We start from the raw sequence: 12,504 nt of genomic DNA, 5'->3' as shown, positions 1-12,504 counted from the left end.
ATTTCCATCGCCAGGATGCGCAACATGGCACGTAAAGCCTTTGAAACCTTCGAAGCTGTTTCCGCGGTCGTCCCCAAAGAGGGCGGCGGCTACTACGCCGCGATTGCCACCAAAGCCATTGGCGGTTCCGGTGCGCCGCGTTTCAACAAGGTGCTTGAAGAGCAGAGCTTCAAGACGGCCACTGATGCCGACTCGGCTGCGGCCATTGAGTTGACCCATCTCAAGGGTGTGGGCGATGAGGGCGAGCTGATTTGGAACCTGCGAGATTAACGTTGTGGGAGCAAGGCTTGCCCGCGATGCTCTCACCTTGGCTCTAAAGACAGACCGCGTTGTCTTCATTGCGGGCAAGCCTTGCTCCCACAGAAAAACGCTGTGTCACAGGGTTCGGTGTGCATCTTCTATTGAGGACGATGCATCTTGAATAGCGCCTCGGGACCCAGCTGGAAATAGTCCGCCGGCCCGCCGCCGCGCAAAATCGGCTCGGCGGCGGCGGTGTCGTATACCCCATCCTTCAACAACCATTTGGCGATATGCACGGCGACCACTTCGCCGAGGATCAGCCAACTGGGCACCAACGCCTGGTCCGCACGCTGCAACTGGATGATCTGGGTGACCTTGCATTCGAAGGACACCGGGCTTTGCGCGACGCGTGGCACCTGAATCACCCGTGATGGCGCTGGCGTCAAACCGGCCAGTTCGAATTCATTGACCTTTGGCGCGACCATGGCGCAGCTCTGGTTCATCTGTTCGGCCAACGGGCGTGTCGCCAGGTTCCAGGCGAATTCGCCGGTCTGCTCGATATTGTTCAGGCTGTCTTTGCGCCCGACGCTGCAGAACCCGATGATCGGCGGGATGTAGTTAAAGGCGTTGAAAAAACTGTAGGGCGCCAGGTTCAGGTGCCCTTCGGCGTCCTGGGAGGAAATCCAGCCGATGGGGCGGGGACCGACGATGGCGTTGAACGGGTCGTGGGGCAGGCCGTGGCCCTGGGCGGGTTCGTAGTAGTGGATGTCGTCGGGCATGGCGGTTGAGGTCCTGGGATGGATTTTGAGATTTCGAGGATAGTGCCGGGGCCAACTGTTTTTGTCAGCACCGCAGAACTTTGTGGGAGCGGGCTTGCTCGCGAAGGCGGTATGTCAGTTGATATAAATGTTGGCTGGCACACCGCATTCGCGAGCAAGCCCGCTCCCACATTTTTTTTTCAGTGAGACCACTTTGGTGTTGGGCTTGAGGCTGACCGTTTTCCTGTACCCCAAAAACAACTAAGCCCGGCCTAAGCCGGGCTGTGAGAGAGCCTCGTTGGGATTAGCTGAGGGAGGCGGTGTTAGTGCGGTCAAAGCCGTCTTCAGCGATAGCGTTCGAGCCGGTGCGGTCAAAGCCGTCTTCAGCGACAGTGTTCGAGCCGGTGCGGTCGAAGCCGTCTTCAGCGACAGTGTTCGAGCCGGTGCGGTCAAAGCCGTCTTCAGCGACAGTGTTCGAGCCGGTGCGGTCAAAGCCGTCTTCAGCGACAGTGTTCGAGCCGGTACGGTCAAAGCCGTCAGCAGCAACAGTGGCGGCGCCGGTACGGTCGTAGCCATCAGCGGCAATGGCTGACTGGGTGCGGTCGAAGCCATCGGCGGCAAAGGTGTTGGCGGCCAGTACAGACAGGGTCAGGGCGAGGATCAGTTTGGTTTTCATGGTCGTTCTCCAAAGTGGTTGGCGTTGATCGCCTTGGGTGTGGAATTCATATTACGCTCGTTAATCTGATTAAAAAGCGCAAAAAAACGCTTAAACCAATCGTATTTATCGATCTATCTAAAGGTGTTATTGACCGGCGATAAACCTCATCACTGGCGTACGGCAACAGCGTCTTGTTGAGGATGAGCATGCAGGGCAGGCATTAACCAGAGATTAATGCCGGATAAATCTTCAGACACGTTGCACGAAAAAAGGGGCGAACCCGTTCAGGTTCGCCCCTTTCATGTGTGCGTGTCCGTCGGTCAGTCGGTCAGGATCCGCGAATGCTTGCGAGTGTCTTTCATGGTGATGTAGACCAGCAGCGACACCGCGATACACGCCGTCACGTACCAGTAGTAGCCGGTTTCCATGCCGATGCTCTTGAACCACAAAGCGATGTATTCAGCGGTGCCGCCGAAGATCGATACGGTCAAGGCGTATGGCAGGCCGACGCCCAGGGCACGGATTTCGGTGGGGAACAGCTCGGCTTTCACCACGGCGTTGATCGAGGTGTAGCCACTGACGATGATCAGCGCGGCCATGATCAGGAAGAACGCGCCCCACCAGGTCTGGACGGTGTGCAGGGTGGTCAGGATCGGTACGGTGAACAGCGTCCCCAGGATGCCGAAGGCAATCAGGATCGGCCGCCGCCCGACTTTGTCCGACAAGCCGCCGATCACCGGTTGCAGGCACATGAACAGGAACAGTGTCGCGGCGGAAATGGTGGTGGAGTCGGAGATGCTCATGCCGACGGTGTTCACCAGGTATTTCTGCATGTAGGTGGTGTAGGTGTAGAACGCCAGGGTGCCGCCCATGGTCAGGCCGACCACCGTCAGCAATTCTTTTGGATGGCGCATCAAGGTGCGCATGGCGCTTTCCTTGGCTTTTTCCTTTTTGGTGAACGACTCGGTTTCTTCCATGCCGCGACGCAGGTACAACGCCACGATCGCGCACAGCGCGCCGATGGCGAACGGAATGCGCCAGCCCCAGGCATACAGCTCTTCGGTGGTCAGGAAGCGTTGCAATACGATCAGCACGCCCAGGGCGATGAGCTGGCCGGAGATCAGGGTCACGTACTGGAAGCTGGAGAAGAAGCCGCGACGTTCCTTGGTGGCCATCTCGCTCAGATAGGTGGCCGAGGTGCCGTATTCACCGCCCACCGACAGACCCTGAAGCAAACGGGCCACGACCAGCAGGATCGGCGCACCGACGCCGATGGTTTCATAGCCGGGGCTCAGGGCGATGATCAACGAGCCGAAGCACATCAGGTACACCGAGGCCATCAGCGCCGCCTTGCGCCCGGCGCGGTCAGCGTACAGGCCCATCAGCCAGCCACCGATGGGGCGCATCAGAAAGCCCACGGCGAAAATCGCGGCGGTGTTGAGCAATTGGGCAGTGGTGTCGCCCTTGGGGAAAAAGGCTTTGGCGAAGTACAGCGAGAAAGCGGCGTAGACGTACCAGTCATACCACTCAACCATGTTGCCGATCGAACCGCTGAAAATCGACTTGATCCGGCTGGCGGTGGTTCTTTCACGGGCGGGCGCGGCAGCCGACCCGAGAGGAAGGGTATTGGAGTTATCCATTGAAGGATCCTTCGTTTAATTGTTTTTGTGGAGCGCGTGTGAACGCAGCCTGACAGGGCTATAGCAGGAGCTGTGCCAGATGGGAGAGGGCCGGACTAGAGGGGTTGACTGCGCTGGATGAGCGGAAATTCGCTTGCTTTGGAATGGGGGTGAGCGGGAATCCGCTTATTCAGGGGGATATGTGCTGTTGGTACTGGCCTCATCGCGAGCAAGCTCGGCTCCCACATGTTGACCTGCGTACACATAACCCCCCGTGGGAGCCGAGCTTGCTCGCGATGAGGCCGGAACAGCCGCGAACCATTCAGCGGTCCTGCAAAAACATCTCCCGACTCAACCCATGCCGCTGCATCTTTTCATTGAAGGTACGACGCGGCAGCTGCAATTCTTCGAGTACCGCTTTCACATCGCCCTTGTGCCGCGTCAGGGCGGCGCGCAGGCATTGGGCTTCGAAGGCTTCCTGCCGGGCGGCCAGGGATTGGCCAGGCTCCGTATCCAGGACGCGGGGTTGATCCAACCCCAGCAATTGACGCTCGGCGACGTTGGCCAGCTCACGTACATTGCCCGGCCAGTCGTGGCCGAGTAAATAGCTCAACTGCGGACCGCTCAAGGGCACGGCGGGGCGGCCCAGGCGCTCGGCGGCGTGGTGGGTGAAGTGTTCGAACAACAAGGGAATGTCCTCGCGCCGTTCACGCAGAGGTGGCAAGCGCAGCTCGGCGATGTTCAGGCGATAGGCCAGGTCCTCGCGAAAACGTCCGGCGCGGGCCTCGTCGAGCAGGTCGGGCTTGGTGGCGGCGATGATGCGTAGGTCCACATGGATGCTCTGGTTGGACCCCAGGCGTTCGAGTTTCTGTTCCTGCAACACCCGCAGCAACTTGACCTGTTGGGCCAGGGGCATGCTCTCGATTTCATCGAGAAACAGCGTGCCGCCGTCGGCGTATTCGAGCTTGCCGATGCGTTTGCCCTGGGCGCCAGTGAAGGCGCCGCTTTCATGGCCGAACAGTTCGGCCTCGAACAGCGGTTCGGGAATGGCCGCGCAGTTCAATGCCACGAAGGGTTTGTCCGCCCGGGGACCGAAGTCGTGCAGGCAACGGGCGACCAACTCCTTGCCGCTGCCAGTTTCGCCGCGGATCAACACGTTGACCGGCAGTGTCGCCAGGTCCAACACCTGGCGACGCAGGTTTTGCAGCGCCCGTGACACCCCAAGCAGTGTCCCGTCGAGCTTGTCCTTGACGTCGGCCCGCTCGTGCAGGCGACGGTTCTCCAGCACCAGCGTGCGCTTGTCCAACGCGCGGCGCAGGCTGCCGAGCAGCGTTTCGGGGCTGAAAGGTTTTTCCAGGAAGTCGTAGGCGCCGTCGCGCATGGCTTCCACGGCCATCGGCACGTCGCCGTGGCCGGTCAACAGGATCACCGGCAGATCCGGGTCGCGTCGCCGCACTTCGGCCAGCAGCTCCAGGCCGCTGAGCCCAGGCATGCGCACATCGCTGACGATCACCCCCGGGAAATGCCCCGGCAATTGCGCCAGGCACTCTTCGGCGTGACTGAACAGCTGCACGTCGAAACCCGACAGGCTCAGCCATTGCTCCACGGCGCTGCGGATGCTGGCCTCGTCGTCGACGACAATGACCTTTTTCAGGGTGCAAGGGTTAAGCATGCAACTGGGCCTCCTGATCGATCGGCAAGGTTACGCAGAACTGCGCGCCGCTTTCATGGTTGTCGGCTGTCAGTCGTCCACCCGATTCATGAATGATTGCAAACGAAACCGCCAGGCCCAAGCCCAGGCCATCGCCCACCGCCTTGGTGGTGAAGAACGGGTCGAACACCTGGCTCAGGTGTTCCTCGGCGATCCCGGCGCCACTGTCACTGACGGTCAGACGCCACAGTTGTTCATCGGCTTCAAGGCGTACTTCCAGGCGTTTGAGCGGCTGGCCGGCCATGGCGTCGAGGGCGTTGCGCAACAGGTTGATCAGTACCTGTTCGAGACGGATTGCATCGCCGCGCACCCACGCCGGGCGGGTCAGGTGCAGCACCGTACTGACCTGTTCGTCGCGCAGGCGTGTGTCCAGCAGTTGCAGGGCCTGATCCACCACCACCGCCAGGTCGAGGCGCTCGCGCAGACCGCTGGGGCTTTTGCGGGCGAAGGTCTTCAGGTGGCCGGTGAGGGCGGCCATGCGGGTCAGCATGTCGTCCAGGGGTTTGATGGCTTTGTAGGCATCATCGACCCGGCCGTGATCCAACAGCAGGCGCAGGGTTGCCAGTTGCATGCGCTGGGCCGTCAGCGGCTGGTTAATTTCATGGGCCAGGGCCGCCGACATTTGCCCCAGGGCCGCGAGTTTGGCCGATTGCACCAGCCCGTCCTGAGCGGTGCGCAAATCCCGGGTGCGTTCTTCCACCAGCCGTTCGAGTTCTTCACGGCTGCGCTGGCGCAGCTTCGCCAGGCGCCAGCGCTGGTTGAGAAACAGCAGCAGAAACACCAGGGCCAACCACAACCCGGCGGCGGCGAGCCCGGCGTTGCGACGGTCTTCGAAGGCGATCTGCGGCCGGCGTAGCAAGTGCAAGGTCCAGCCTTCGGTGGTCAATGGCAGGGACTCCCACAGGTAATCCACGGCACCATCGGGGGCCTCGACCCGGGCCAGATGACTGTTGTCGTCAAAGCGCCGCAGCGGCTCAACGGCCAAGGGTTGCAGCGGTTGCTTGTCGTATTGGCGAGTGGCCTTGAGCTCGGCGTGATCGCTGTCGGTCAACGGCTGCAAATGGCGATAACGCCAGCCCTCGCGGTTGGCGATGAAAATGATGCCCCGTGCATCGCTGACCAGCAGGGTGTCGCTGCCCTGATGCCATTCGCGTTCCAGCTCAGGAAACTCCAGCTTAACGACCATCGCACCGAGGAACTCACCGTTGTCGCCGGTCACTGCGCTGGACAGGAAGTAGCCCGGAATGCCACTGGTCACGCCCACCGCATAAAACCGGCCGGTGCCCTGGGTTCGGGTCTGGAGGAAGTACGGCCGAAAGCCATAGTTGTGCCCGACATAACTGCTGGGCAAGCGCCAGTTGCTGGCCGCGACGGCCAGGCCGGTATGGTCGAGCAACTCCAATGTGGAAGATTTCGCGGCGCCGTTGATCTGTTCCAGTTTGCGATTCAGCGCGTCCTGCTGCGGGGGGCTGACCGGCCCCTTGAGGGCCGAGCGTAACTCGGGGTCCAGTGCCAGCACGGCGGGCAGGGCGCGGTAGCGTTCGATCAAGGTGTGCAGGGAATTGGCGTACAACGCCAATTGCTGATTCGCACGGCTGGCATCCTCCTCCAGGGCCTGGCGTTCGGCGTGACGCACGGCCAGGGTGGCGGCAATGATGGCGCCGGCGAGAATCAGTAAGGTGTACAACGACAGACGCAAGGGACGGGATATTGCCGGCATGTGACTGTTTCAAGGGCTGGAGAGAGAGGGGCACGATAGCACGCCGTATGCGGTGATGGGCCCCGGCGCCGGGCTTATCTGAGCATGCCCTGCGTCTTCCTCAACCGACCGATTGTTGCCTCCATTTCTCTTCTCAGGTTTTGAGGTGTGTCACCCTCGGACAGGCCGACTATTTTGCTGAGCGGTCGGTAGGTATTGACGGCGCCAAGTTGTGCCTCGGTAAACAGCGTATCAATGTAGTCCATCTGGGCGTTCAACACGTTGATCATGCCGGTGATGTGCGCATCCGCCTGGGCGATTTTTTCCTCGGTCAGTTCATGGCTTGCAGCACCCATTTCATGAATGATCTCAATGGTTCCCAACACCGTGGCGATCACGGCGCCTATTTCGCTGGCGCCAAGGGTGCCTGTGGCTTTGAGCGCTATTTTGCTGCCCGTGCTGGTCACCTCCTTTCCCGCTTTCAAGACGTTTTTCTGTGTCGGCGCGCTCACGGCGTGGGTCAGGTCCCGGGCTTTTGCCTTGGCATAGTGGAAGAGGTCAAGATTTTTGTATTCGCCTTTCCTGACGATTTTTTCAGGGTCCAGTTTGCGGCTCTTGAAGTTGACCGCTGCGCTGAGACTCAACCGCTCCAGCGCATAATCCAGACCAATGCTCACGGCTTTGCTGGTCGCGAATCCCAACGCGGCTCCCAGCGCCATGCCGGGGGGGCCTGCGACGCTGCCTATTGCAGCGGTTGCGATGCCAACCGCAACCCCCGTTCCGTAACTGATCGCCTGTGCACCCACATGAGCGGCGACACGCACGGCGGCGGCCTGGGTGTGCGCCGATGCCGAGCGATGGCTGGCCAGTTGCGTTTGCGCCTCGCTGGCCCGGCGCGAAGTCAGCGTCATGATGTCGGTGAACTTCCTGATTTCCTTGTTCAGTCGGTTGCGGTTTTTCCACTGCTCCCAGTAGGCAGCGGTCTGGGCCTTCCTGGCCTCTCTCTGGGCCGCTGTCTCGACGATCAACCCTTGGTCGTCGGTAAACGTCATCGGGTTATTAGCGACAAACCCATACAGATTCAACCCGTCCACATCCCCCGCCGGGTCTGCGCTGACCCAGCGCTGCAACCACGGTGCGTAGTAACGCGCGCCGTAGTAATACACCCCGCTGGCGTCCATTTCCTTGCCTGAATAGCGGAGGGTCTTGTAGTCGACTTCAAGGCTGGAGCGGGCGGCGTGCCAGGCGGTGCCGCCGAAGGGGTAGTAGTGCTCAAGGCTGAGCAAGGTACCGTGGCGGTCCAGCTCCAAGGTGCTGGAGCCCAAGTGATCGTCGAGGCTGTAGCGCAGTTGATCAGCTTCGATGCCGCTCGGTTGGCCAGCTTCCCAATGCAGGCAGCGGACACTGCCATGGGCCAGGGCACAGGTGACCACATGCAGTTGCTCGCCGTGGTTGCTTGTGCGGATCTCAAGGCCCGGCAAATATCGTGTCTGGCGTCGCGTGCTGGTGGTGGTGTGGGTCTTGCTGACCCGCTCGCCCTGGCTGTACAGATAGGTTTCGTCATCGTCCGACACACCGTTGTCGCGTTTGAGCAACGTGACCTTACCGAGCTGGTCCCGGGCGTCCCACACCAGCGACTGCGCACCGCGTTGCAGGTACAGCTGGTTGCCATGGGCATCGAACAGCGCGTCGAAATCCGGTTCAGGGTCGCCTTCGGCCCAGCGCACGCCGCGGTTGCTGTGAGGGTCGATGCGCAGTGCCTGCGTGTGGTTGTTGCCTTCGCGAACATGCCGCAGGCGGGTCAGGTTGTTGCCGGTGTCGTAGTCATACAGCTGGGTGTAATTGAAGCGGTGCCCGGTGTCGATGGGTACGACCGGCTCGGGTAACCCCGGATGCAGGTGCGGTGTTTCGCTCTCCAGACCGGTGGCGCTGATCAAACGGTAGAGCGAGTCGTAGGTGAAGTCGCGATGACCGTCCATGCGCTGGTTGGCAAAGTACAGGGTGGCGATGGTCAGGTCTTCGATACGCAGCACATTGCCCATGGGGTCATGGAAGTACACCAGGTTCTGGAGCAGGGCTTGCCCGGATTTTCCAGCCTTGAGGGTGCTCAGTTGATCGTTGGTCGGGTCATAGGTCCAGCGACTGATCACGCCGTTGGCCGTCTCTTGCCGCTCGATCTGGCCGGCGGCGTTGTAGCGGGCGTCCAGGAGAATCGGTTGTGGCGTATCCTGGTCCTTGAGTTGCAAGTCCACCTGTTTGAGCTGCCCGCCGAGGTCCTGCCGCAGGTAACGGCGGTGGCCAGCAGCGTCAGTCTGGCTCACGGGTGTGCCGTGGGCGTCGAGGGTTTGCTCATAAATGTGGGGGACAGCGTCGGTAAAACGGCGCACCTGGCGCAACGGTTCGCCCGACAGCCCGTAACTGTCCAGATGCACAGTGCCCGAGGGATCATTCTGCTCAAGCAACTGCCCGCGCAGATTGTAATCGGCATCGGCTGTGGCGTCGGCGTAGGTGAAGGTGTCGACCTCGGCTTGGCCGTTTTCCTCCAGGGCTATCGGGCGCAGTTGAGGGTCATAGGCAATGCGCCAATGATTGCCGCGTTGATCCCAGCGCTGCCGGACTTCCCCTGTCAGGCCCGGCAATACCAGACGCCATCCGGCATCGACGCTGTCGCTACGCAGCGCATGACCTGCGAGGGTGTAGAGGGTGGCCTGATTGGGTTTGGGGGCATGGCCGAAAAGACGAGGGTCCCATTGCTCGACGAGGTGTCCGTTAGCGTTATGGCGTTGGCGAGCGATCAGGGCGACGACGGGTGTCGAGGCCTGGCTGCGCAAGTACGCCACTTGCCGCGTGGGCAGACCACGGCCATCGACGGCGATGACGTTGGGAGTACGGTGATGGACGGTACTCATCGGTCGACGGCCTCCAGGGAATTCGTCGTTTCGAGCCTGGCCTGAGGGGAGCGCTTGCAACGCAATATAGCAATGAAGAAACCGCGGGAAACCTGTCAGGCCTGACAGCGAAGGTGCCGACGCGGGCGGGCGATTGCGACCGCCGCATTACTTTTTTGCCATCCTGCCCTTGGCTTGCTTGAGCAAGAATTGATTGTCCGTGGTGCTCATTTCTCTGTACCAGGCCATGCCTTTTTGCGCCCGATCAATGTAGTCCAGCGTGACCAGGGTTTTGCGCTGCAGGACTGAATAGTGGATGGGGGCCAACGTTTCCGGTGTCGTCAGAGGGTTGACGTTCGGCAGCACGTCGCCAGGGTATACGACAGATTTCCCCAGGCTTTTGAAGGCCGCTTCCGTGGCGCTCCAGCGACTCTCTACCGCGCTTTTCCACTCCGCCAGCAGGGTGTCGATCTTGTTGATTTTGACGGGGGTCAGTCCCATCTTGATGTCCTCGGCTTCCTGGGCGCGAGAACCCAGGTTCAGCAAATTCATCCCCGGGATAACCGAGCCGGTGACCCTGTTCAGGAAAAAACTGGTGAAGTCCTGGACCGAAAAGGACAGGGATTCGTTCTGGCCAAGCCCGATCCTGCGGTCAATCGCCTCGACCGACATCGCGGATGTCTGCGGGATGAGGGGACGAAGTACACGGGCAGTCGGGAGGCTGGCGTCGGCCAACGCAGCGCCCATGTCGGCGCCTATATTTCCACCGACGAGGCCGCCCAGATAAGGGACCTCGTTGAGCTGAGGGGATACGGCGCCGAACACCTCGGCTCCTGCATAACCACCCAGAAAACCGACCGCGGCACTGACGGATTCGCCGGCCAGGTTCTTCAGCATTTCCTTGCCGATGTTTGTCTTGTGAATAATATTGTCGATTTGCGCCAGGGCGGTGGCCGATTCCGTCCCCAGTTCTGCAATGAAATCCGAGTAGTTCATGATCTGCCACTGGGCTTTGGTGGTGCCCCTGTCATCCACATAGCGCAGCGGGTTGTTACCCACGAACCCGTAGAGGTTCAACCCATCCACGTCCCCGGCCGGGTCGGCACTGATCCAGCGTTGCAGCCACGGCGCATAGTAGCGGGCGCCGTAGGCATACAGCCCGCTGACATCCATTTCATTGGCGCTATAGCGCAGGGTCTTGTAACTGACTTCCACCGCCGAGCGCGCGCTCATCCAGGCGGTGGCACCAAACGGATAGTAGCCTTCGTGGCTGATCAGCCGGGCTTGCTGGTCGAGCTCCATCAGGCTTGAACCCAGATGATCCCGCAGGCTGTAGCGCAGTTGGTCGGCGGGCATGGGCGCCGGTTTTCCGGCGACCCAGTGCAAACACTGCACGCTGCCGAGTCCGGTGTCCACGGTGATGACGTGCAGTTGCTCGCCAGTGTCGCGGGTGCGGATCTCCAGTCCCGGCAGATAGTGCACCGCGTGGAAATGATAGGTGGTCGCGGTGTAAGTGTCGTGGCGCTTATAAACCCGCTGGCCCTGGCTGTAGTGGTAGTGCTCTTCGTCGTCGGCGCTAGCGTCACGCTTGACCAGTGTCACCGATGACAGTTGATCGCGAGCGTTCCATTTCAGCTCCCGACCGGGCTGCGGCAGCAGCAGGTTGCCGTGGCGGTCGTACAGCTCATTGAATGACGGATCGGGGTCACCCGGTTCCCAGCGTATGCTCCGGTTGCTGTGTGGGTCGACGAACATCTGGCGGGTATGGCTGGCGCCTTCGCGCACATGGTTGAGCTTGATCAGGTTGCCGCCGTGATCGTATTCGTAAGTCTGGAGATAGTTACGCCGGTCATTGGGATCGGTCGGCTGCGGGAGGCCGGGTATGTCCGGGGGCGGGCCGTCGTCGTAACCGCTGGCGCTGAGCAGACGGTACAGCGAGTCGTAGCTGAACCGGCGATGCCCATCGACCCGCTGGTTGGCGAAGTGGCTGGGCGTGAAGGCGTGGTCGAGGATGAGGGTGATGTTGCCCACCGGGTCGTACGCATACTCGAAGTCTTGCAGGACCGTCTGATTGTTCAGTGCCTGTTGGCGTTGCAAGCGTCCATCGGCCGGGTCGTAGGTCCAGTGGTTGACGATGCCGTTGCTGAACCGTTGTTCGATGATCTGCCCTGCGGCGTCATACCGAGCGTTTTGCAGCACCGGCAGCCATGGGGCCTGCTCATTGAGTTGTAACCGCGCCTGTTTGAGCTGTCCGGCCAGGTCGTAGTCGGCCTGTTGCCGGTGGTCCCCGGCGTCGGTCTGCTCCAGAAGGTTGTCCAGCGGACCGTAGCGGTACTGGCTGACCGAGGTCATGCCGTCCTCAAAAGCCCGCGTTTCTCGTAACAGGCGGCCGAGCAGGCTGTAGGTGTCCAGGCGCAGGGTTCCCGACGGATCGATCTGTTCGAGCAACTGGCCGCGCAGGTTATGACCGGCGTCGGCCGTGGCGTCGGCGTAAGTGAAGGTGTCGATCTCGGCTGTGGCCTGGCTGTGTTCCTCCAGGACCACCGGACGCAACCGCAGGTCGTAGGTGATGCGCCAATGACCGCCGCGTTGATCCCAGCGGAGCAGGGATTCATTTGCCAGTCCCGGCAGCTCCAGGCGCCATCCGGCATCGACGCTGTTTGTGCGCAGTGGGTGGCCGGCAAGGTTGTAGAGGGTGCTCTGGTTGGGTTTGGGCGCGTGACCGAAAAGGCGCGGATCCCACTGTTCAACGAGGTGACCGGCTGCGTTGTGGCGCTGGCGGGAGACCAGTGCGACGCTGGGAGGTGTGGCCTGGTTGCGCAAATAAACGACATGTCGAGCGGGCAGGCCACGGCTATCGAAGACCACCATGTCAGGCGTGCGGGAGTGCAGCGTAGTCATCGTCCGATGGCCTGTGATGCAGGGGACTGC

8 protein-coding genes are annotated in these 12,504 nt (G+C 61.2%); 1 reads left to right on the top strand and 7 read right to left on the bottom strand.

All coding sequences use genetic code 11. From position 1 onward, the window contains the following. Positions 1-24: 24 nt before the first annotated feature. Positions 25-270 (top strand): hypothetical protein, encoded by a 246-nt coding sequence (locus AAIS01_RS01620; RefSeq protein ID WP_343467513.1) that lies wholly within the window; start codon positions 25-27, stop codon positions 268-270. Positions 271-398: 128 nt separating this feature from the next. Here AAIS01_RS01620 and AAIS01_RS01615 read toward each other — a convergent pair whose 3' ends face one another. The 7 genes from AAIS01_RS01615 to AAIS01_RS01585 all read right to left on the bottom strand — a co-directional run bounded on the left by AAIS01_RS01615 (position 399) and on the right by AAIS01_RS01585 (position 12,474). Beyond that, the gene (locus AAIS01_RS01615) at positions 399-1,019 is read right to left on the bottom strand and encodes a flavin reductase family protein (protein WP_214917545.1); all 621 of its coding nucleotides are present in this window, start codon (positions 1,017-1,019) and stop codon (positions 399-401) included. A 283-nt stretch (positions 1,020-1,302) separates the two neighbouring features. After that, positions 1,303-1,674 carry a heme utilization protein gene (locus AAIS01_RS01610; RefSeq protein ID WP_343467512.1) on the bottom strand — a complete coding sequence of 124 codons (372 nt, stop codon included), beginning with the start codon at positions 1,672-1,674 and terminating at the stop codon, positions 1,303-1,305. Between the two features lie 302 nt (positions 1,675-1,976). Continuing rightward, positions 1,977-3,296, bottom strand: a complete 1,320-nt coding sequence (locus AAIS01_RS01605; RefSeq protein ID WP_343467511.1) for an MFS transporter — start codon at positions 3,294-3,296, stop codon at positions 1,977-1,979. A gap of 301 nt (positions 3,297-3,597) precedes the next feature. Then, a complete protein-coding gene (locus AAIS01_RS01600; RefSeq protein ID WP_343467510.1) occupies positions 3,598-4,947 on the bottom strand; it encodes a sigma-54-dependent transcriptional regulator in 1,350 nt (449 codons plus the stop codon). Further along, positions 4,940-6,706 (bottom strand): sensor histidine kinase, encoded by a 1,767-nt coding sequence (locus AAIS01_RS01595; protein WP_343467509.1) that lies wholly within the window; start codon positions 6,704-6,706, stop codon positions 4,940-4,942. The genes AAIS01_RS01600 and AAIS01_RS01595 overlap by 8 nt, the downstream gene beginning before the upstream one ends. Before the next feature lie 74 nt (positions 6,707-6,780). Further along, positions 6,781-9,594 (bottom strand): RHS repeat-associated core domain-containing protein, encoded by a 2,814-nt coding sequence (locus tag AAIS01_RS01590; RefSeq protein ID WP_343467508.1) that lies wholly within the window; start codon positions 9,592-9,594, stop codon positions 6,781-6,783. A gap of 147 nt (positions 9,595-9,741) precedes the next feature. Then, a complete protein-coding gene (locus AAIS01_RS01585) occupies positions 9,742-12,474 on the bottom strand; it encodes an RHS repeat domain-containing protein (protein WP_343467507.1) in 2,733 nt (910 codons plus the stop codon). Positions 12,475-12,504 lie beyond the last annotated feature (30 nt).

This window comes from Pseudomonas halotolerans (genome assembly GCF_039581215.1).
GTDB classification, from domain to species: Bacteria; Pseudomonadota; Gammaproteobacteria; order Pseudomonadales; family Pseudomonadaceae; genus Aquipseudomonas; species Aquipseudomonas tehranensis.
This window is presented reverse-complemented; position numbering and strand designations above follow the sequence as displayed.